Source organism: Grimontia hollisae CIP 101886 (assembly GCF_000176515.1).
Taxonomy (GTDB): Bacteria; Pseudomonadota; Gammaproteobacteria; order Enterobacterales; family Vibrionaceae; genus Enterovibrio; species Enterovibrio hollisae.
In genome coordinates this window covers 340714-361455 of sequence record NZ_ADAQ01000011.1, presented here as the reverse complement: position 1 = coordinate 361455, position 20742 = coordinate 340714, and the positions used below count along the sequence as shown (strand labels likewise).

General features: G+C 49.9%; 18 protein-coding genes and 3 tRNA genes. 5 read left to right on the top strand and 16 right to left on the bottom strand.

What is annotated here, in order from left to right; all coding sequences use genetic code 11:
- Positions 1-11 precede the first annotated feature (11 nt).
- From VHA_RS07945 to rnt, 3 genes are all read right to left on the bottom strand, one after another.
- Positions 12-1265 (bottom strand): outer membrane protein transport protein, encoded by a 1254-nt coding sequence (locus VHA_RS07945; protein WP_040528486.1) that lies wholly within the window; start codon positions 1263-1265, stop codon positions 12-14.
- Positions 1266-1711: 446 nt separating this feature from the next.
- Positions 1712-2998, bottom strand: a complete 1287-nt coding sequence (locus VHA_RS07940) for an outer membrane protein transport protein (RefSeq protein WP_005503388.1) — start codon at positions 2996-2998, stop codon at positions 1712-1714.
- Positions 2999-3327: 329 nt separating this feature from the next.
- The gene (gene rnt, locus VHA_RS07935) at positions 3328-3999 is read right to left on the bottom strand and encodes a ribonuclease T (RefSeq protein WP_005503387.1); all 672 of its coding nucleotides are present in this window, start codon (positions 3997-3999) and stop codon (positions 3328-3330) included.
- 167 nt (positions 4000-4166) lie between these two features.
- On the opposite strand from rnt, the gene motY reads away from it, so the two are divergent.
- Positions 4167-5045 (top strand): flagellar protein MotY, encoded by an 879-nt coding sequence (motY, locus tag VHA_RS07930; RefSeq protein WP_005503386.1) that lies wholly within the window; start codon positions 4167-4169, stop codon positions 5043-5045.
- Between the two features lie 77 nt (positions 5046-5122).
- Here the strand turns inward: motY and gloA are convergent, their stop codons facing one another.
- From gloA to VHA_RS07875, 11 genes are all read right to left on the bottom strand, one after another.
- Complete coding sequence (gloA, locus tag VHA_RS07925; RefSeq protein WP_005503385.1) at positions 5123-5539, bottom strand: lactoylglutathione lyase; 417 nt, start codon at positions 5537-5539, stop codon at positions 5123-5125.
- A 65-nt stretch (positions 5540-5604) separates the two neighbouring features.
- Positions 5605-6246 (bottom strand): endonuclease III, encoded by a 642-nt coding sequence (gene nth, locus VHA_RS07920; protein ID WP_040528484.1) that lies wholly within the window; start codon positions 6244-6246, stop codon positions 5605-5607.
- 29 nt (positions 6247-6275) lie between these two features.
- Positions 6276-6968 carry an electron transport complex subunit E gene (locus tag VHA_RS07915; protein ID WP_005503383.1) on the bottom strand — a complete coding sequence of 231 codons (693 nt, stop codon included), beginning with the start codon at positions 6966-6968 and terminating at the stop codon, positions 6276-6278.
- Complete coding sequence (rsxG, locus tag VHA_RS07910; protein ID WP_005503382.1) at positions 6965-7597, bottom strand: electron transport complex subunit RsxG; 633 nt, start codon at positions 7595-7597, stop codon at positions 6965-6967. The genes VHA_RS07915 and rsxG overlap by 4 nt, the downstream gene beginning before the upstream one ends.
- Positions 7594-8655, bottom strand: a complete 1062-nt coding sequence (gene rsxD / locus VHA_RS07905) for an electron transport complex subunit RsxD (protein ID WP_005503381.1) — start codon at positions 8653-8655, stop codon at positions 7594-7596. Before rsxD ends, rsxG begins: the two co-directional genes overlap by 4 nt.
- Positions 8656-8657: 2 nt before the next feature.
- Positions 8658-10730, bottom strand: coding sequence for an electron transport complex subunit RsxC (rsxC, locus tag VHA_RS07900; protein ID WP_005503380.1), 2073 nt, complete (start codon positions 10728-10730; stop codon positions 8658-8660).
- Positions 10727-11311, bottom strand: a complete 585-nt coding sequence (gene rsxB, locus VHA_RS07895; RefSeq protein ID WP_005503379.1) for an electron transport complex subunit RsxB — start codon at positions 11309-11311, stop codon at positions 10727-10729. Before rsxB ends, rsxC begins: the two co-directional genes overlap by 4 nt.
- Entirely contained in the window at positions 11311-11892 is a 582-nt protein-coding gene (gene rsxA, locus VHA_RS07890; RefSeq protein WP_005503378.1) for an electron transport complex subunit RsxA, read from the bottom strand. Before rsxA ends, rsxB begins: the two co-directional genes overlap by 1 nt.
- Before the next feature lie 267 nt (positions 11893-12159).
- A tRNA-Asn gene (locus tag VHA_RS07885) sits at positions 12160-12235 on the bottom strand.
- Between the two features lie 42 nt (positions 12236-12277).
- Positions 12278-12353, bottom strand: a tRNA-Asn gene (locus VHA_RS07880).
- A gap of 42 nt (positions 12354-12395) precedes the next feature.
- Positions 12396-12471: transfer RNA gene (locus VHA_RS07875), tRNA-Asn, on the bottom strand.
- A gap of 686 nt (positions 12472-13157) precedes the next feature.
- Between VHA_RS07875 and VHA_RS07865 the strand changes: the two genes are divergently transcribed.
- Positions 13158-13925, top strand: a complete 768-nt coding sequence (locus VHA_RS07865; protein ID WP_005503375.1) for a class II aldolase/adducin family protein — start codon at positions 13158-13160, stop codon at positions 13923-13925.
- Positions 13926-13952: 27 nt separating this feature from the next.
- On the top strand, positions 13953-15128 hold the full coding sequence (locus tag VHA_RS07860; RefSeq protein WP_005503374.1) for a mandelate racemase/muconate lactonizing enzyme family protein: 1176 nt from the start codon (positions 13953-13955) through the stop codon (positions 15126-15128).
- Between the two features lie 59 nt (positions 15129-15187).
- Here VHA_RS07860 and VHA_RS07855 read toward each other — a convergent pair whose 3' ends face one another.
- On the bottom strand, positions 15188-16033 hold the full coding sequence (locus tag VHA_RS07855; RefSeq protein ID WP_005503373.1) for an amidohydrolase family protein: 846 nt from the start codon (positions 16031-16033) through the stop codon (positions 15188-15190).
- A 2-nt stretch (positions 16034-16035) separates the two neighbouring features.
- On the bottom strand, positions 16036-16764 hold the full coding sequence (locus tag VHA_RS07850) for an SDR family NAD(P)-dependent oxidoreductase (RefSeq protein WP_005503372.1): 729 nt from the start codon (positions 16762-16764) through the stop codon (positions 16036-16038).
- 191 nt (positions 16765-16955) lie between these two features.
- Between VHA_RS07850 and uvrB the strand changes: the two genes are divergently transcribed.
- Positions 16956-18980 (top strand): excinuclease ABC subunit UvrB, encoded by a 2025-nt coding sequence (gene uvrB, locus VHA_RS07845; RefSeq protein WP_005503371.1) that lies wholly within the window; start codon positions 16956-16958, stop codon positions 18978-18980.
- Positions 18981-19285: 305 nt separating this feature from the next.
- The gene (luxO, locus tag VHA_RS07840) at positions 19286-20740 is read left to right on the top strand and encodes a quorum-sensing sigma-54 dependent transcriptional regulator LuxO (RefSeq protein ID WP_005503370.1); all 1455 of its coding nucleotides are present in this window, start codon (positions 19286-19288) and stop codon (positions 20738-20740) included.
- Positions 20741-20742 lie beyond the last annotated feature (2 nt).

Genomic DNA, 20742 nt, shown 5'->3' with positions numbered 1-20742 from the left:
CCCGGGCTGCTTTAGAAGCTGTAGTTCGCTTGGAGTGCACCAATATAGGCTGCGCCCTTGGACGAGAACGTTCTTTCACCCACGCGGCTGTTTTCGGTAAACGTACCCGACTTGCTGGCAATGTAAGTAACACCTGCATCAAACGTCAGGTTTGGGGAGTATTTGTAGGTAGCGCCTGCTGAGTACCAAAAGCGATCTGAGTCGGGAATGCTGAGTGTTGATTTACCGGCTTGCTCATCAAAAGCAAAACCGGCACGCACTGTCCAGTCATTGGAAATGTCATAGGTTGTCCCGATAGACCAGCGGAAAACGCTTTCATATTCTTCTTTTTTCTCAAAGCAAACGCCCTGAACACCATCTGAGGCGCATTCCGAACCTGTTGCTTTTAGCTCAGTGAACGTACTCCATTGACTCCACATCATGCTGTAATGAAGTGCTAAATCCTCTCGGAGTTGGTGAAAGCCAGACAATTCAGCAATGGCTGGAAGAGGCACTGAAAGATCACCGGTGACCACATTACCCTTGTGCCCAGTGACTGAGCCTTGGTGGTCAGTAAAATCACCCTCGAAATCCAGCTCGACTTCAGAGCGATAGGCGATGCCGAAGCGATTATTTTCATCCAACTCAAAAAGGGCGCCAATGTTCCATCCGTACCCCCAGGTGTCCCCCTCCATACTGATGAGCTTTGCACTGCGGTTGTCAATATTGAAGGAGTCTGTCAGCGCACCCACATGCCGATTGAGCTCCGCCATGGCATAAACAATATTGATACCGCCACCAACGCTGAGTTGTTCATTCACTTGATAGGCAATGGCTGGGTTGAGATTGACGCTGACCAGAGAAGTGTCACCGGCGAGGTCGCCTGTTTCGAAAGCATCAGGATAATCAGTCGCTACGCCATAAACGGTGTACAGACCCATTCCCCAAGACCATTTATCATTGATAGGGCTTACATAATAAGAAGCTGGTACTAATTGGATAGGAGCGACGTCAGATGCCTTTTGACCGCTTGCAGTGTTTGTAACATCAATCTCAGGGTTGACGATATGCAGTGCACCAGAGATTTGACGTTCTTCAAACTGGGTCATTTGGGCGGGGTTCCTGCCAATGACTGAAGCGTTGTCTGCAATAGCAGCTTCACCCGCATAAGCTCTGCCCAATCCACTTGCAGAATGTTCTGATACCTGAAAACCTGCACTCCATGCGGTTGGTGCAGTAAGGGTAATGGTGACCGCCAGGGCGCATCTTGATAATTTTTTTGACATACAGCCTCTTGTCCATCTGAGTGCCTGGTTAACAATTAACCAAGAAAAATTCAATATATTCAGTGCGTTGGAAAACCGTTCAGCCTATATCACATTGATATGTCTGCTGGTCGGATCTTTGTGCTGGTTACTATGTCACGTTGTGCAGCGATGTTAAATGGGTGTTAAGTATTGCGTGAGGGAATGTTTTTTCGGCACATTGTTTCTAGGTAGAAAACTTGTGTTTTAAGTAAAAGCACTAATCATTACTCGGTGATGCCAAACTACCTTTAACTGTTCGTTAGTGACGTGAAAAGGCTTGATTGAAAAATGAACAGGTGTTTGAAAATGCCGCTCAATTACCGAGTATGGTAGTCACCTGTGTAACAGTGAAATGTCACTTTTGTGATTGAAAACAAAAAAGCCGATTGAAAATAATCGGCTTTTCTCTTTTTTGTAATGGTTGATTAGAAGGTATAGTTTGCACTGAGAGCGTAAATGTAAGCATCTCCGCCTGCTGTGAAGTCATAGCTAGCGACAGCTCCACCTGGTAGGTTTTCACTTTCAGTCCCCGTTACATCATCGCCGCTTAAATAAGCAAAGCCTGCATCAATGCTCAGGTTATCAGCTGCGAAGTAGGTTGCTCCAAATGTGTACCAATTGCGCTCAGTATCCGGAATGCTGAGAGTACGGTGTGAATTGGGCACTGGGCTTTCATCTTTCGCATAGCCAGCTCTCAACTCCCATTGGTCATTGAGGAAGTGTGTCACACCAACTGCATAACGCCATGTGTCGTCCCATTTTTCATCTTTCTGAAGGCACACACCTTGACCAGCAAGACTAAGACATTGAGAACTCGTTGCTCTTAACTCTTGGAAACTGCTCCAACCGATTCGCATTGCGCTGTAGTGAACCGCCCACTCATTGCTGAGTTTATGGAAACCAGAAAATTCAAAAATATCAGGAAGGTTTAGCTCTAACTCTCCAGGCACTGTGCTAGCTGCAGAGGTACCTTTATAATCGCCTTCAAGGGTGATATCTACTTTTGAACGGTAACCAACACCGAGTCGATTATCTTTATTGAATTGCCAGAGTGCACCAACATTCCACCCAAAACCCCAACCATCACCGGCTAGGTAAGAAATTTCATCGGCCGCAGTGCCACCTAAAGCAAAACTGCTACTCAATATGCCTTTTTGTCGCTTAAGTTCCGCGTCGGCATATACCGCGTTAAGACCAGCGCCAAAACTCAACTGATCGTTAATCTCGTAGGCAAAGTTGGCGTTGAAATCTACTGTCAACAATTCAGTCTGCCCACCGATTGCGCCCGCTGGCGAATCTGTTGGGTATTCGGTTGACAAACCAAAGTTAGAGAAAGTTGAGAACCCCAAAGCCATTCTATCGTTCAGCGGACGAACGTAGTGGAAATTAGGTATTATGGCATCTGGTGCAACATCGTTGTGTTCGCCAGCCCCCAATGTTGTTCCATTGAGTGCAGCATTGTTCACTTTTACATCAACATCTGGCTGTACAAACGATAAACCGCCTGACACCTGTGCGGAATCAAACATCGTCATCGCTGCCGGGTTGCGGGCAGCGACAGCGGCGTTGTCTGCGATTGCAGCTTCACCGGCAAACGCGCGGCCTAAACCGCTGGCAGAGTGTTCACTGATTTGGAAGCCTGCGCCATGGGCCTGAAAGGCGGCCAGCGCGATGGCGGTAGAAAGTAAGGTACGTTGCGTTACACGTTTCATCTATAAATGCCTCTCTGTCACTGCCTTCTCAATCTTAACAACCTGCAACTTACCGCTGGATAGGGAGATTGTTGTAATCAACGTTATTAACTACATCCTATTCCGTTGATGGGACGTGTTAATTGTTTCTAAGACAGTATAAGTAGCAATTTTGAAAATGTTGCTTTTTTGTTATCAATAGTTTGCGCGAGATCTTGTTGATGATTTGTGCTAACTGAGATTGATTTCAGACTTTTGTTTAAAACGCTGGAGAGGCTGAAAGTGGATAATGACGAAATGCCTTTTATTCTGTGCGATTCCGCCATGTTATACACGTAAGGGGGAGAGTACTATTCGTCTGACGTTTGTTCGGACTTTTCTTCCGGCATTAAAACCGGCCAACCGCCTAATTTTTTCCACCTGTTTACAATTTCACAAAACAGCTCGGCTGTGCGCTCTGTGTCGTAAAGGGCGGAATGTGCCTCGTTGTTGTCGAAGGCAATACCTGCGGTTTTACATGCTTTTGCCAGTACAGTTTGCCCCAGGGCTAAACCACTGAGCGCGGCAGTATCAAAAGTCGCAAACGGATGGAATGGGTTGCGTTTAAGGTTGGCGCGCTCAGACGCTGCCATGACAAAGCTGTGATCAAAGTTGGCGTTGTGGGCAACCATGATTGCTCGCTGACAGCCTGATGCCTTTTGCTCTTTTCTGATCAGCTTGAAGATCTCTTTCAGAGCATGTTCTTCATCAACTGCGCCACGAAGCGGGCTGAAAGGATCTTTTATGCCGTTAAACGCCAATGCTTCCTGTTCCAGGTTGGCACCTTCAAATGGCGTAACGTGGAAGTGAATTGTTTTGTCTGGAGAAAGCCAACCATCCTCGTCCATCTTTAATGTCACGGCGCAGATTTCCAGCAGCGCATCGGTTTGTGGATTGAAGCCTGCTGTTTCAACGTCGATAACGACAGGAAAATAGCCACGAAATCTTGCTTTTAATGCGTTCAGGTCGGTCTCTTGGGTCATGCTTCAGATAACTTAAAAAAATCAGGAGGGCATTATGGCAGAAGCGTCCTGCTTTTTCATTTTCTAGTTTGGATGGGAAGGGTGAAAATAACACTAAAGATACGTGGCAGCTGTCCGATAAGATAAGCATCCCCTTTTTCATTGTCGCAACAGGAATTGCCATCGTGATGAAAAACGCATCGCTGTTGACATTGTGCATCGCCGCCAGCCTTGCCCCGTTGTCGGCGAGTGCAGGTAAATACTACGCGGCCAAGCCTACCGAGTCAGTGTGGACAGTAACCGTGGATACCCCGATTGAATGCCGTATTGAACACGCTATCCCTAACTATGGCATGGCGATGTTTTCTTCCCGTGCCAGTAAGAAAATCAATCTGGATTTCGAGCTGGAAATGCGTCGTCCTATGGGGCAAACCCAGAACGTGTCCTTAGTGTCCATGCCGCCGGTTTGGTTGCCCGGAGAGCCGGCAGAGTATATCGATCGGTTGCGTTTCTACAAACAGTTTAATGGGTTTGTGGATGGGCAGACGGCCTGGAGTATGTTGTCTGAGCTTGAAAACGGACGTTACCCTACGTTCAGTTTTAAAGAGTGGCAAAGCCGGGGGAAACGCGTAGAAATCGCGCTGTCATCGGTGTCATTCCAGCAGCCCTATAACGAGTTCAGCGGCTGTATATCGCGCCTGCTTCCGTACTCGTTTGAAGACATTGCTTTTACCGTGCTGCATTATGACGAAAACGGTGCTGAGCTGAACAAGGCATCCATGGCAAGGCTGGCGCAAATTGCAGAGTTTGTGCGTTACAGCCCGGACATTGATCTGGTGTTGATGGCGACATATACCGATAACCGAGGTGCAAAAGTGGCAAACCAACGATTATCAGAGATCCGTGCGCAAAAGTTGGAAGCGTATTTTATGTCGCTGGGTTTGCCAAAAGACCGGATACAGGTTGAAGCATACGGTGAGCGCCGTCCTATTGCGGAAAACGAAAGTCCGATTGGTAGAAACAAAAACCGCCGTGTGGTGATATCACTGGGTAGGACCATTATTTAATATTGGCTAAAAATCTGTAATAAAAAACGCCCGGCTTTACATTTTTGAAGCCGGGTGTTTTTTTGTCCTTCACTGGGTTAGTTACCTAAACCTTCAGACGCACTCTTATTCTGGATTAATTCGATTTTGTAGCCGTCAGGATCTTCGACAAACGCGATTTCCGTGGTGCCGCCTTTTACTGGGCCTGGCTCGCGGGTGATGTTTGCGCCTGCTGCACGCAATTTGTCGCAAGTCGCGTAAATATCGTCGACACCAATGGCGATGTGACCAAACGCTGAGCCATGCTCATATTCCGTGGTGCCCCAGTTGTAGGTCAGCTCAATCACTGCACCTTCTGATTCATCACCGTAACCTACAAACGCCAGCGTGTACTCGTACTGCGCATTTTCGCTCTTGCGCAGCAGTTGCATACCCATTACGTCGGTGTAGAAGGCAATGGAACGATCCAAATCGCCAACGCGGATCATGGTATGCAGAATACGACTATTGCTCATGACATTCTCCTTAATTGTGTCTGCGCACCTAGTTTATCAGTTAATGACTGAGAAAAGTCCAGTGATTACTCGTCCGGATAAACCTTGTCTTTGAATTCACAAAGATCTTCGATAATGCAGCTGCCACAGCGTGGCTTACGGGCTACACAGGTATAGCGACCGTGAAGGATTAACCAGTGGTGTACATCGACTTTGAACTCTTTGGGTACTACTTTCAACAGTTTCTGTTCTACCTGATCGACATTTTTACCGACCGCAAATTTGGTGCGGTTAGACACGCGGAAAATGTGGGTGTCTACTGCAATCGTTGGCCAGCCAAACGCAGTGTTCAGTACCACATTGGCTGTTTTACGCCCCACCCCCGGCAGGGCTTCCAGCGCTTCCCGGTTTTCCGGCACTTCACCGCCATGTTGCTCAATCAGGATTTTGCAGGTTTTGATGACGTTTTCCGCTTTGGAGTTAAACAGGCCAATGGTCTTGATGTATTCCTTTACGCCTTCAACCCCCAGATCCAGCATGGCCTGCGGTGTGTTGGCGACAGGATAAAGTTTGTCTGTCGCTTTGTTCACACTGACGTCGGTGGCCTGTGCTGAAAGCAATACTGCGATAAGCAGCTCAAACGGCGTGCTCCAGTTGAGTTCAGTCTGAGGGTGCGGGTTTTCCGCTCTCAATCGTTCCAGTATCTGAATGCGTTTTTCATTGTTCATTTGTTATATCTTCATCCGTTGAAGTCACGTTAGTCAGCAGAAGTGACGCGGACACGCTCAATGACAACTTTTTCTTTGGGTTGTTTTTTCGCCTGCCGGGCATCGATAACGTTTTTCGCTGCAATCAGGAAACCGACGGCCAGAAACGCACCCGGTGGCAATATGGCCAGCAGAAATGGACTGTCAGTGTGGAATATCTCAATGCGCAATCCTGCTGCCCAGTCACCTAAAAGCCTGTCTGCGCCATCAAAGAGTGTGCCATTACCCAGAATTTCACGGATAGCACCCAGTACAAACAGGGCGGCGGTCATGCCCATGCCCATCCAGAAACCATCTAAAACAGAAGGCAGGGGCATGTTCTTGGAAGCGAAGGCTTCAGCGCGACCGATAATAATGCAGTTGGTCACGATAAGCGGAATAAAAATACCCAAAGACTGGTACAGGCCAAATGCATAGGCGTTCATCAGCAACTGTACGCAGGTCACCAGTGAGGCAATGATCATCACGAAAATAGGGATACGGACGTCTTTAGGCACCCACTCGCGCACCAGAGAAACCGTCAGGTTGGAACCCACCAGTACCAGCAGAGTCGCAATGCCCAGACCCAGTGCATTGGTCACCGTGGCAGAAACGGCGAGTAGAGGGCAAAGGCCCAGCAACTGTACCAGTGCCGGGTTATTGGCCCACATTCCATCTTTCATTAGCGCTTTGTTCTGGCTCATGATTCGGCTCCACAATTCTGGGGTTGGCGAATAATGGTGTCTTTGTTCTGCATCGTGTACCACGCAGCCTGACGCGCGGCGTTCACCACTGCACGCGGTGTGATGGTCGCGCCCGTGAACTGGTCAAACTGACCGCCATCTTTATAGACCGCCCAACGCTTATCTTCTTCGCTCTCTATGCGTTTACCGGTAAATGAAAGCACCCAGTCGGATACATTGAGGTCGATTTTATCGCCCAGGCCCGGTGTTTCATTGTGGTTCAGCACGCGAACGCCCAACACGGTATTTTGAGTATCGACACCTACCAGTATTTTTATCGCGCCATTGTAACCATCTGGTGCGATGGCTTCGATCGCCATGGCCGTCGGCTCACCGTTTTTCCTGGCGATATAAACAGGCATTGGCTCATTTGTTCCAAGGCTTGGACTTGTTACCAGTGTACAGGTCTTGGCCAGTGGATTGTCATGCAGCTCTTCAGGGATCACCTGATTCAACACCTTGAGAAGCTGGAGGCGTTGCTGCTCAGCAATGGTGTCTTTCGTCAACGTATTGGTCACGGCAACTAAGCCTGTTGAAAGCAGTGCCGCCAGCGCAAGGATTACGCCATTGTTTCGCATCGCGCGGATCATTTGCTTTCCTTCCTGTGGCCGTATGTGGTCGGCTTGGTGTAATAATCAATCAAGGGCACACACATGTTTGCAATCAGAACGGCGAAAGCTACGCCGTCTGGAAATCCGCCAAAAGTACGGATCAGGTAAACCAGCGCCCCAATCATGGCGCCGAAAACCAGTCGTCCACGGGTTGTGGTTGAAGCAGAGACCGGATCGGTGGCGATAAAAAATGCCCCCAGCATGGTCGCACCCGACAAAAAATGCATAAGTGGTGACGCCACGCCGTCAGGGCTGATGGCATAGCCCACCAGACTGAATACAAACAGTGTCCCCAACATGGCGACCGGAATGTGCCATTGGATGGTGTTTTTCTTCAACAGGACAAGGCCACCCAACAGGAAGGCGATATTCACCCAGCTCCAGCCGATACCGGCAAAGCTTTCAAACACGGGCTTTTCCAGAGCTTCAGAGACAGTCTCCCCGGCCAGCAGTGACGTTTTGATGGTGTCTAAAGGTGTTGCCATGGTGCTGCCATCAACAGCAATACGAAGCTGGTTGACGCTGAACCCGTCTGTCGTCAGGCCGTTGAAAATGGCGGCAACGCTGTCTGTAAAACCAAGAGACTGAGCCACCAGCTCAGAAGGCGGCAGCCAGGTGGTCATTTGAACCGGGAATGAAATCAGCAGTACGACATAGGCAACCATGGCGGGGTTAAACAGGTTTTGCCCCAAGCCGCCATAAAGTTGCTTGGCAATAACCACCGCAAACAGAGTGCCAATAACCACAATCCACCATGGTGCAAAAGGGGGAATGGCAATGCCCAGCAGCACTCCGGTCAGCAGGGCTGAGTTATCTTTCAGGTAACGTTTAACCGGACGGCCGCGCATTTTGATAATGGCGGCTTCGGCAACCACGGCAGTTAACGACGCCAGGGCAACCTGGATAAGCACACCCCACCCGAAGAAATAACAAAGCGCAGCGATACCGGGCAAGGTGCAGAGTATCACTGTCATCATTATATCGCTGGTACTTTTGCGACTGTGGCTATGTGGGCTACTGGCAATAAAAAAGGCCACGGTTAGTCTTCCTCGTTATTGTTCTTCATCTGTGCGGCTTTGCGTGCTTTTGCACGGGCAATGGCCGCAGCGACGGCTGCTTTTTTGGGATCATCTTCTACCGGTTCTGCTTTCTGGGCAGGCTCTGCCTCTGGGGTGTTGGCCTCTGCCTGCTGCGCCGCTTTGCGTGCTTTGGCACGGGCAATAGCAGCAGCGACAGCGGCTTTCTTAGGATCGTCCCCTGTCTTGGCAGCGTCTTGCACCGGTTCTGCGCGCTGGGAATCAGCGTCCGCCTGCTGCGCCGCTTTGCGTGCTTTGGCGCGGGCAATGGCGGCAGCGACAGCATCTTTCTTATCATCTGAGGCGTTTTCCGCCGGTGATTCTGCTGCTTTCTGTGCTTTGCGTTCGCGCGCCTGACGTTTGCGCTCTTCACGCAGTTTTGTCATTTCACTGTTGTCAGGTTCAGCCTGGCCTTTGGCCGCAGCTTCTGCCTGTTTGGCTTTCGCCCTGGCGATGGCGGCGGCTACTGCAGGCTTAACAGCAGTGGCGGCACTGTCCTGTTCGGTCTTGGCTTTAACACGCGCAATGGCAGCTGCGATAGCGTCACCATCACCGGATTTCTCCATGGCTTTGCGACGGTTTTCGGCCGCTTGCCTATGGCGTTCTTCACGCGCTTTTTTGTCTCGTTCCATACGCGCTTTTTTCGCTTCAAAACGCTCTTTGGCGCGCTCTGCCGCTTGCTGTTCAGCATTGCGTGTGCGGATTTCAGATTTTGCCTGACGGTAGTATTGCACCAGCGGGATTTCACTTGGGCAAACATAGGCGCAGGCGCCACACTCAATGCAGTCAAACAGGTTGTATTCTTCGCACTTGTCGAAGTCCTGGTCTTTGGCGTACCACTGCAGCTGCTGGGGCAGCAGGGATGCCGGACAAGCCTCAGCACAGGCACTGCAACGAATACAGGCGACTTCACCCTCTGACGGTGTGATTTCGCGCCGCGATGGCACCAATATGCAGTTGGTGACTTTGGTGACAGGAACATTCGGGTGTGGAATGGTGTAACCCATCATAGGGCCGCCAATGATCACACGCTCGAGTTTCTTATCGGGCTGGTAGCCATGCTTATCAAGCAGGAAGGAAACCGGCGTGCCCAACAGCGCCCAGCGGTTGCGTTGTTCTTTGAGCGTAGTGCCTGTCAATGTGACGACGCGTTCAATCAGGGGCTCACCGTCGATCACCGCGCGTTTGATGGCATACACAGTTCCCACGTTTTGCATCATCACACCGATAGCCGCGGGGATCCCATTGGTGGGTACTTCTTTCCCGGTGATCAGTTTGATCAGCTGCTTTTCACCACCTGATGGATATTTGGTTGGCACAACCTGAACCACGATATCCGGTTTATCGCTGGTGGCGCGTTTTAGAGCGTCTATCGCTTCAGGTTTATTGTCTTCCAGAGCGATGACTGTCAGCTTGGGGCAGACAATGTGCTGGAGGATTTCAACCCCCTGAACAATCTCTTCCGCGCGCTCTTGCATCAGGCGATCGTCTGCCGTGATATAAGGCTCACATTCTGCGCCGTTAATGATCAGGATTTCAGTGCGGGCAATACCGGTTTGCAGTTTTCTGGCAGCAGGGAAACCTGCGCCTCCCATCCCCGAAATGCCCATAAGGCGGATGTGGTCAATCAGCACTTCGCCTGACTCTTTGCGAAAATCAGCCAGAGCAACTTTGTCTCCCCATTTGTCCTCAAAATCGGGACGAATGACGATACAGGTGTCTGTCAGGCCTGAAGGGTGTGCAATGGTACGGGGCTCGATGGCAACCACCTCGCCGGATGTAGGCGCGTGAACCGGACAGCACTGAATGGCATCGGATTTTGTCAGCGGCTGGCCTTTCAGCACTTTTTCGCCCACGTTGACCAGTATTTTGCCGGCCGTCCCAATATGCTGTTTAACCGGCAGCACAATTTCATTAGGAATAGCAAGCGGCAAGATACTAGTTTCGCTTGACTGGCGTTTGTTTTCCGGTGGGTGGATACCGCCGTGGAAATCCCAAACCTGTCCCTGTTTTATTTGCTCAATTAAGGTGATCATGCTTGTTTGATCTCCTTCTCTGAGTCATCGTGAATGTGTACTACTGGAATCTGGTCGAGCTGCCATTTCCAGGTTTCAGGGGTCGTTTGAACTGGGATCATTTCAATACAATCAGTCGGGCAGGGGGCAACACAAAGATCGCACCCGGTACATTCATCTTTAATTACGGTATGCATGGCTTTGGTGCTGCCAACAATGGCATCGACCGGGCAAGCCTGGATACATTTGGTACAACCGATACAATCGTCTTCATGAATGAAGGCCACTTTTTTGAGGCCTTTCTCTTCATCATGGGCGGACTCGGTGGCTTCAACGCCCATCAGGTCAGCCAGCTTTTCAATGGTAGGTTGACCACCCGGAGGGCATTTATTGATGGCATCGCCATTGGCAATGGCTTCTGCATAGGGGCGGCAACCGGGGTAGCCACATTGACCACACTGGGTCTGGGGAAGAATCGCATCTATCTGGTCGACGATAGGATCGGCTTCAACTTTAAAACGTACAGACGCAAAGCCCAGCAAAATCCCGAATACGGCCGCCAGAACAGCGATAGCAATAATCGCAATCAAAATTCCAGTCATTACAGTTTCACCAACCCTGTAAAGCCCATAAATGCCAGTGACATCAGTCCTGCCGTGATCATGGCAATCGATGCGCCACGAAACGGTTGGGGAACATCCGCTGCGGCAATACGCTCACGCATCGCTGCAAACAAAATCAGTACCAGCGAGAAGCCTGCGGCAGCGCCAAAACCATAAACAATGGATTCGATAAAATTGTGTCGTTCGTTGATATTCAGCAAAGCGACGCCTAATACGGCGCAGTTGGTGGTAATGAGGGGCAGGAAAATCCCCAGCAGGCGATAAAGGGTCGGGCTGGTTTTATGCACAACCATTTCAGTGAATTGCACGACGACCGCGATCACCAGAATAAAACTCAGGGTACGCAGATACTCAAGCCCCAGCGGTGCCAGAATATAGGTTTCGACCAGGTAGGCACTCACTGATGCGAGTGTCAGTACGAATGTGGTCGCAAGCCCCATCCCAATGGCGGTTTCGAGTTTTTTGGAGACACCCATAAATGGGCACAGGCCAAGAAACTTAACCAGCACAAAGTTGTTAACCAGGACGGTGCCGACAAGAAGCAGTAAATACTCAGTCATGCCATTCTTCGAAAATTTTAAAGGGATCTACGTATTATCGGCCTTTGAGGCCGCTATAACAACAGATAGGGGAAAGGGTTTTTCACCAAAATCGCAAGGCGGTCAAACTTTATCCTGCTTGGGGGCTTGCTGACCGTCCAGAAAACAGGCAAAAACAGTGAGGGCGTTGTATTTACAAATCAAACGCAAAAAACAGTGACATATTGATACTACGCACCAAATCACAGACGAAAAAAAAGCCCTGTTTTTCAACAAGGCTTTGATATTTGGCTCCCCCTGCTGGACTTGAACCAGCGACATACGGATTAACAGTCCGCCGTTCTACCGACTGAACTAAGGGGGAACAGATTTTATTGATTCACCGCATTTGCGATGTCTCGAAATTTGGCTCCCCCTGCTGGACTTGAACCAGCGACATACGGATTAACAGTCCGCCGTTCTACCGACTGAACTAAGGGGGAACAGGTTTTAGTGATTCATAGCATATGCGATGTCTCGGAATTTGGCTCCCCCGACTGGACTTGAACCAGTGACATACGGATTAACAGTCCGCCGTTCTACCGACTGAAGTACGGGGGAATCGCTTGAAAACGGGGCGAATCTTAGCTATCGCCTTCGTGGGTGTCAACACCCGATCTACGACATTTTGCCGAAATTAAATTATCTGCTCAATGTGCGATCATGGTTGGTTGATTTTTTGTTCTCTCTGCCTTTTGTAGGGCGTTTTTCTGTTACGGATCTATTGTTGGAGTTGTTGGATCACACTTTGGTTGCTGTTTGGGGCGGTGTAAAAACCTTTATTGCGAGCCGGGAGCAGCACCTAAATACCTGCGAGGTTGAATTGGTTAATAGTTAACCTTTTAAACCCATTATGGGGAGCTGTGAGGTCGTGCACTTGCGGAAATCTGTCTCTAATTCAATGAATGATTAGTGTGATCTATCTCTCGTTCGATAATTTGGCGTGCGATCACTCGATTTAATGGCAAAATGGACAAAAAGGGTTTGACTTTGGAGAACGCTTTTCCTGTTTGCGCTAGCGAAGGTTACCCACAAAATCTGTGGATAAGTGTGTTAATCAACACGTTTATCCCCGCTTAAGCCTTACCACCATCAATCCCCAGCGTGTTTCACGATAACGTGAAATCACCTCCTGACAGCAAAGTGCGCTATTTTTCCTGTAGGGACACACTATTTAATCGGCTATTTGCCTGCCGTCTACAAATAAGACAAGCTGGTCAATCAGGAAAAAGAGAAAGGAAGCCATCGTGGAAGCATTGCCGACACTGAATTTGAAAGGAAAAGTGAGTGATATTGAGTGGGAACGCCGCGTTGATTTAGCCGCCTGCTACCGGCTTACTGCGCATATGGGGTGGGATGATCTCATTTATACCCATCTTTCGCTGCGTATCCCCGATACGGATACCTATCTGGTCAATGCCTTTGGTGTGGCGTTTGATGAAGTCACTGCCTCTAATCTGGTCAAAGTGGATCTGGATGGCAATATTCTGGATGACACGCCATTCACTATCAACCCAGCCGGATTTACCATCCACAGTGCAATTCATGAAGTGCGTAATGATGCCCACTGTGTGATTCACTTGCACACGAACGAAACTATTGCAGTGGCCAGCCAAAAAGAAGGACTGCTGCCATTAAGCCAGTATTCGATGTTTTCTCTCCCATCTCTGTCTTACCATGCTTATGAGGGACTGGCGGTGAATGAAGAGGAAAGGAAACGCCTGCAAGAGGATTTGGGGTCAACCAATCATATGTTGCTGGTGAATCACGGCGGCCTGACACTGGGACCGACTGTCGGTGATGCGTTTATGCGCTTCTATGATATGCAGCGGGCCTGTGAAGTGCAGTTGATGCTGCAATCTGCCGGGAAAGCAGTCACCTACGTCCCGCCGCCGATCCAGGACAATATCTTTGCCCAGGCGAACATTGTCCATTCGGGTGCGACAGGCGGACAGTTGGCCTGGCCGTCACTGCTGCGCAAAGCATGGCGGCTCGACCCCAGCTTTATGGAATAAAACAAAAAGACAAATTGGAGTACATGGATGAAAGTCACGTCAGTCGAAGTTTTTGATATTTATTGCCCGGAGCGCCCGCCATGGAACCCGGTGTTTGTGCGTATTCATACTGATGAAGGCATCAGTGGTGTGGGCGAAGCGGGTCTTGCGTATGATTTGGGCCACAGTGCGGCCGCCAATATGGTCAAAGAAATGACCGAGGCTTTTTTGATTGGGCATGACCCCTTCCAAACCGAAAAGCTTTGGTCACGCATGCTGCGTGAGAGCTTCTGGGGATTGGGTGGCGGCCCGGTGGTTTATGCGGCAATGAGTGCCATTGATACTGCGCTTTGGGATATCAAGGGCAAAGCGCTGGGGCTGCCGGTGTACCAACTTCTGGGTGGCAAGGTGAATGACAAACTTCGTACTTATGCATCCCAGTTGCAGTTTGACTGGGACAAAGAATTCAAAGCCTTGTCCCAGCCGGAAGAGTATGCCGAGGCAGCGCTTAAGGCATTGGCCGAGGGGTATGATGCGGTCAAAGTGGATCCCATCATGTATGACAAGGATGGGAACACGTATTACGAGCGCACCAAGATCATTTCACGCGCCGAAATGAAGTTGTATCGTGCGCGTATGCGCGCCATCCGCGAGGCCGTGGGTGATGAAGTGGACATTATTTTTGAATGCCACAGTCTGCCGGGGGCGACAACAGCGATTCAGCTGGGTGAGATTGCTGAAGAATTCGATTGCATGTATTACGAAGAGCCGGTCAATTACCTCAACCACTCCCTGCATAAGAAAGTGGCAGAACGTGTTGATGTGCCTATTGCTGGCGGTGAGCGCCTTTACAACCGATGGGGTGTGCGCCCGTATCTGGAAGATCAGAGTGTGGATGTGTTGCAACCAGATATCGGTCTGTGCGGCGGCTTTACCGAGACCAAGAAAGTGTGCGATTACGCTGATATTTTTGATGTGCGTATTCAGGCGCATGTTTGTGGTGGCCCTGTTGCGACGGCTGCATCTCTGCATCTTGAAACCGCGATTCCTAACTTCCTGATCCACGAGCACCATACCTATGCGATTAAATCCTGGAACCGCGAGTTGTGTATTCAGGATCCCCAACCGGTCAATGGTTTCTTTGACGTCTCTGAGGCGCCGGGCATCGGTATTGAACTGAATGATGAAGTGGTAAAGCGTTCACCACACATGATTATCAAGTAAGCGCACTTTTATACGGAAACAACCCGCCATCGTGCGGGTTGTTTCATTTGGGTTGCCGGCTAAAACCGGTAGAAGCGACAAGCGTTTTGGTAACAGAGCTTCTCCTGCACTGCGTGAGGGAAATCGAAAGACAAATACGCCTGCCAGAGCGATGCGTAAGACGTCCTGAATAACGTCAGGGGAAAATTACTCGCCAGCATTACACGGTCTTCACCGAAGGTGTCCACCAGACTCTGAATGCGATCAGCCATGGTTGGAAGCGGAAATTCCCGGTCTGACATTTCCCAGCCTGATGCTTTCACATACAGATTGGGCAAGCTGGCGAGCTTTTTACCATTCGCTTTCCAGTTTTCATCCCCTGAAGGCGGCGGAAAACCGGCGTGGTTCAGGGCGATATTCAATGCCGGGAAACGCTGCATTGCCCGCAGGAACATGTCAACGGCTGAACTGTCATTGGCGTCAAACTGGGCTTCAAAAATAAGGCTTTCTTTCTCCAGCGTAGCAAGGTTCTGGAGCACCTGAGCATTGCTGAGCAGGACGATGGCATCGTCATCGAGAATATGGCGGACGCCAACCAGCGATTTATATCCCGTCAGCGCGGCGATTTGCATGTCAAACGCACTTTTTGGCAAAGTGAGGTCGACACACCCAATGGTGCGCAAAGGCGTTGTGCAGGCCTTCTCCAGCCAGGCAATTTCCCGCCAGGGGTTATGGTTGTCAAAGCCCGCCTCGATATGGACAAAACCGCCCAGTGTTACCGAACTGGGCAGTACCAAATCCTGCTCTGAAAAATCCCGGCAGATACGGGGTTTGTCGTCCCAATAAGGTGGGTTTTCCGGCTGGAGCCAGCCGTATTGGCCTTCCGCCAGATTGAACAGGTGCAGATGCGGGTCAATGATTTTCATGGTTATTGCGCTGTGTAGCCGCCATCTGCCGCATGCAGGCTACCGGTGATGAAGCTGGCTTTATCGCTGGCAAGGAAAACCACCAGGTTGGCAATTTCTTCCGGTTGTGCGATACGTCCTAGCGGTTGCAGGTTGCCTTCTTCTTTGTGCACGTCGGCTTTGTTGGCACCAGAGCGGGCACAATACGCATCAATGGCTTTGTGGTACAACGGGGTTTCGGTTGTGCCTGCACATACCGCATTTGCACGGATATTGTATTTTGCGTAATCGATGGCAGTGGTTTTTGCCATAGAAGCAATCGCGTGCTTACTCAGGTTGTAGGCAAACGAGTTAGGTTTCGCCACCGTGCATTGATCCGATCCCAAAAGTACAATGCTGCCGGATTTCGCCGCTTTCATCGTGGGCAGGCAGGCTCGGATTGCGTAGTAGGCGCCTTTGACATTGATGTTCATGACTCGGTCAAAGTCTTCTTCACGGGTGTTTTCAATCGTAGAACTGAAATGGATGCCGGCATTGCACACCAGGGCATCGATTCGACCTTCCTTGTCGACAACCTGCTGGACCGCTGCGTGAACCGCTTCTGCCTGGGTAACGTCACACTCAATCCACTGACCGCGGGGGCCCTGTTGAATGTCCAGACTGTAAACGGCATATCCTTCTGCGATAAAACCATCTACGACCGCCAATCCAATTCCCGCTGAACCACCGGTGACTACCGCAACCTTTTTCATCGTTTTCCCCAAACAGTATTTATGGCGGCACAAGGTCAATAAAACCTAAGCCAATATTTTCAGTATGGGAGGGATCTTCTGTGTAGGAACCCAAAGTGTCAACTACTGTGACATTGTCAGCATCTTGTCAGTTGACTTGAACCAAGGAGAGGGGAAAATGAGACTTTTACTGTGTCAGCCACGGAAGTGATATGGGCAAGACGTTTCAACTCCATTCCCCGTTTAAACCTTCAGGTGATCAACCTACCGCGATAAACCAGCTACTGGAAGGTCTGGATGCTGGCCTTGCCCACCAGACACTGTTAGGCGTGACAGGTTCCGGAAAGACGTACACCATGGCCAATGTGATTGCAAAGGCCGGTCGCCCTACCATGATACTTGCGCCAAACAAAACCCTGGCGGCGCAGCTTTACGGTGAAATGCGGGCGTTTTTTCCTGAAAATGCTGTTGAGTATTTCGTCTCTTATTATGATTATTACCAGCCGGAAGCCTATGTGCCGGCGTCTGACACCTTTATTGAAAAAGACGCCTCGATTAACGAGCACGTTGAGCAGATGCGCCTGTCGGCAACAAAAGCCCTGATGGAGCGCCGCGATGTGGTGATCGTGGCGTCGGTGTCGGCGATTTATGGTCTGGGTGACCCGGATTCGTACCTAAAAATGATGCTTCACCTGCGCCGTGGGGACATGATCGAACAGCGTGCCATCTTGCGAAGGTTGGCCGAGCTGCAATACACCCGCAACGATCAGGCGTTTACCCGGGGGACGTTCCGGGTGCGCGGTGAAGTGATTGATATTTTCCCGGCCGAATCTGACCGCGATGCGATTCGTATCGAGCTGTTTGATGATGAAGTGGAGTGCATCAGTGTGTTCGACCCACTGACCGGGGCGATTTCTGAGCGTAATCTGCCACGCTGTACGATTTACCCAAAGACACACTATGTCACGCCGCGGGAAAAAATCCTCGATGCTATCGAAAAGATCAAAGAGGAGCTGGCCGATCGCAAAAGGGTCTTGCTGGAGAACAATAAGCTGTTGGAAGAGCAGCGTATTTCTCAGCGCACAATGTTCGATCTGGAGATGATGCAGGAACTGGGTTACTGCTCAGGTATTGAAAACTATTCCCGTTACCTCAGTGGTCGGGAAGAAGGCGAGCCACCACCGACCCTGTTCGATTATCTGCCAGCTGATGGTTTGCTGATCATCGATGAATCCCATGTGACTGTGCCGCAAATCGGTGCCATGTTTAAAGGCGACCGCTCACGTAAAGAGACGTTGGTAGAATACGGTTTCCGGTTGCCATCAGCGCTGGATAACCGGCCGCTAAAGTTTGATGAGTTTGAAGCTCTGGCACCGCAAACGATTTATGTCTCGGCAACACCCGGTAAATATGAGTTGGAAAAATCGGGTGGTGAAGTGGCTGAGCAGGTCGTTCGACCTACGGGGTTGTTGGATCCCGAGGTGGAAGTCCGCCCTGTGGCAACACAGGTAGACGATTTATTGTCTGAAATCCGTATCCGCACCCAGTTAAATGAGCGAGTGTTGGTGACCACCCTTACCAAGCGGATGGCCGAAGATCTGACCGAGTACCTGGAAGAACACGATGTGCGGGTGCGTTACCTGCATTCAGACATCGATACGGTGGAGCGTGTCGAAATTATTCGCGACTTGCGTCTGGGTGAATTTGATGTGCTGGTGGGGATTAACCTGTTGCGGGAAGGCCTCGATATGCCAGAAGTGTCGCTGGTGGCGATCCTTGATGCGGATAAGGAAGGCTTTTTGCGCTCGGACCGTTCATTGATCCAAACCATTGGCCGCGCTGCACGAAATTTGGCTGGGAAGGCGATTCTGTATGGCGATACCATCACAGGGTCGATGCAACGTGCGATTGAAGAAACGGAACGCCGCCGTGCCAAGCAGCAGGCCCACAATGAGAAACACGGCATTGTGCCACAGAAGCTGAGTAAAAAAGTTGCCGATGTACTGGAGCTGGGCGGTAAACGCCGTTCTCATAAACCTAAGGTGCCAGCGTCACTTAAGGCGGTGGCAGAAGACGATGCTGCTTATGTTGTCCGGTCACCGCAACAAATAGAAGCGCAAATCCAGAAACTGGAAGCGCAGATGTATGAGGCCGCACAAAACCTAGAGTTTGAAACGGCGGCGGGACTTCGTGATGAAATAGCTGCACTGAGGGCATTGTTTATTATAAACAGCTAAAAAAAAGCCAACCGCAAAAAGGTCGGTTGGCTATCTTGTTTCAGTGAACAAAGTGCTCACAAACAACGTCAGTTGGCTAGGTGACCCTAGAAGGGTCATTGTATTGAATGCAGTAAGCGTGCCAATATTACTGAAACGTTCAGAATGTTATTTTGATTATTGGGTATTCACCTGTTTGCATTTTCTTTTGCAAATTGCAATGCAAAACGCATTGTTTGCCCTGTGCAGGTGGAAAACAGCGTTATACTGAGAACAGACTTTCTAATAAAAAATAGATTTATTTAGGGATAGATGGCGGGGGTTTAATGCTAGATTCTGGTGCCAAAAAGCGCATATTGATGGTGGAAGATACCGCCTCAGTAGCCGCTCTGTACAAGTCCTACCTTAACCCTTTAGATGTTGAGGTAGAGATTGCAAGTACCGGTCAAGAGGCGATTCAACGCTTTTCTACTGGCAGCACGTTTTCGTTGATTCTGTTGGATCTGCGCTTGCCCGATATTTCGGGCTTCGATGTACTTTCTGACATCAGGCAACATCATCCGAATATTCCTGTCGTGATCATGACCGCGCATGGATCGATTGATGCTGCCGTGGAAGCGATGCGTTACGGTGCAAGCGATTTCCTTATCAAACCCTGTGAAGCGGATTTGTTACGGGTAACGGTTAATAATGCACTGAAACCTAAGAGTAAAATCGGAAATCAGTTACCAGAAGGGGCGTACTACGGTTTTATTGGTCGCAGCGTGCCAATGCAGGCTGTTTATCGTGTAATTGATTCGGCTGCGCCAAGCAAAGCAACGGTGTTTATCACCGGTGAAAGCGGTACAGGTAAAGAAGTGTGCGCGGAAGCCGTTCATGCGGCAAGCTCCCGTGCGAAAAAGCCGTTTGTGGCGATTAATTGCGCTGCTATTCCCAAAGATCTGATTGAAAGCGAGCTTTTTGGTCATGTGAAAGGGGCGTTTACCGGTGCTGCGTCAGAGCGCGAAGGTGCCGCAGAGCTGGCTGATGGTGGCACGCTGTTTTTGGATGAAATCTGTGAAATGGATTTGGAGTTGCAGTCTAAGCTGTTGAGATTCATCCAAACTGGGACGTTCCAGAAAGTGGGATCTTCTAAGGTAAAACACGTTGATGTTCGGTTTGTGTGTGCAACAAACCGTGACCCATGGGAAGAAGTACTGAAAGGTAATTTCCGTGAAGATCTCTATTACCGTCTACACGTTATCCCGTTGGCTCTCCCTCCACTGCGGGAGCGTGGCGAGGATGTGGTTGAGATCGCGCAATCCCTGTTGCTGATGTTTGCCATGGAAGAAGGAAAGGATTTCCGTACGTTCAATCCTGAAGTTACCCATCGCTTGCTTAGCTATGAATGGCCAGGAAATGTGCGTCAGTTACAGAACGTTATCCGTAATATTGTTGTATTACACAATGGACGGGAAGTCGAAGAACATATGCTGCCTCCCCCTTTAAATGCGGTTTCTGGTGTCAAAATTGCATCAATCCCTGAAAGAGCGACTTCGCATGCTGCGACTGCGCCTTTCCGCGACAATCATTTTTCCGTCGCGAAAGAAATGTTAAACCAAAGGGCAGTGACGAAAGCTGACATTGAGCCCTTGTGGTTGGTAGAAAAGCGGGCGATACAAATTGCAATTGATGCATGTGACGGCAACATTCCGCAAGCCGCAGGTTTGTTAGAAGTCAGTCCGTCCACTATTTATCGCAAGCTACAGAGTTGGCAAGAATCACAAGAAAAAAGGAACTAAGT

Bases quoted from the DNA above. Each gene is read 5' to 3' on its own strand.
- VHA_RS07945 (WP_040528486.1), bottom strand. From the start codon at position 1,265: ATGTCAAAAAAATTATCAAGATGCGCCCTGGCGGTCACCATTACCCTT.
- VHA_RS07940 (WP_005503388.1), bottom strand. From the start codon at position 2,998: ATGAAACGTGTAACGCAACGTACCTTACTTTCTACCGCCATCGCGCTG.
- rnt (WP_005503387.1), bottom strand. From the start codon at position 3,999: ATGACCCAAGAGACCGACCTGAACGCATTAAAAGCAAGATTTCGTGGC.
- motY (WP_005503386.1), top strand. From the start codon at position 4,167: ATGAAAAACGCATCGCTGTTGACATTGTGCATCGCCGCCAGCCTTGCC.
- gloA (WP_005503385.1), bottom strand. From the start codon at position 5,539: ATGAGCAATAGTCGTATTCTGCATACCATGATCCGCGTTGGCGATTTG.
- nth (WP_040528484.1), bottom strand. From the start codon at position 6,246: ATGAACAATGAAAAACGCATTCAGATACTGGAACGATTGAGAGCGGAA.
- VHA_RS07915 (WP_005503383.1), bottom strand. From the start codon at position 6,968: ATGAGCCAGAACAAAGCGCTAATGAAAGATGGAATGTGGGCCAATAAC.
- rsxG (WP_005503382.1), bottom strand. From the start codon at position 7,597: ATGATCCGCGCGATGCGAAACAATGGCGTAATCCTTGCGCTGGCGGCA.
- rsxC (WP_005503380.1), bottom strand. From the start codon at position 10,730: ATGATCACCTTAATTGAGCAAATAAAACAGGGACAGGTTTGGGATTTC.
- rsxB (WP_005503379.1), bottom strand. From the start codon at position 11,311: ATGACTGGAATTTTGATTGCGATTATTGCTATCGCTGTTCTGGCGGCC.
- rsxA (WP_005503378.1), bottom strand. From the start codon at position 11,892: ATGACTGAGTATTTACTGCTTCTTGTCGGCACCGTCCTGGTTAACAAC.
- VHA_RS07860 (WP_005503374.1), top strand. From the start codon at position 13,953: ATGAAAGTCACGTCAGTCGAAGTTTTTGATATTTATTGCCCGGAGCGC.
- VHA_RS07855 (WP_005503373.1), bottom strand. From the start codon at position 16,033: ATGAAAATCATTGACCCGCATCTGCACCTGTTCAATCTGGCGGAAGGC.
- VHA_RS07850 (WP_005503372.1), bottom strand. From the start codon at position 16,764: ATGAAAAAGGTTGCGGTAGTCACCGGTGGTTCAGCGGGAATTGGATTG.
- uvrB (WP_005503371.1), top strand. From the start codon at position 16,956: ATGGGCAAGACGTTTCAACTCCATTCCCCGTTTAAACCTTCAGGTGAT.
- luxO (WP_005503370.1), top strand. From the start codon at position 19,286: ATGCTAGATTCTGGTGCCAAAAAGCGCATATTGATGGTGGAAGATACC.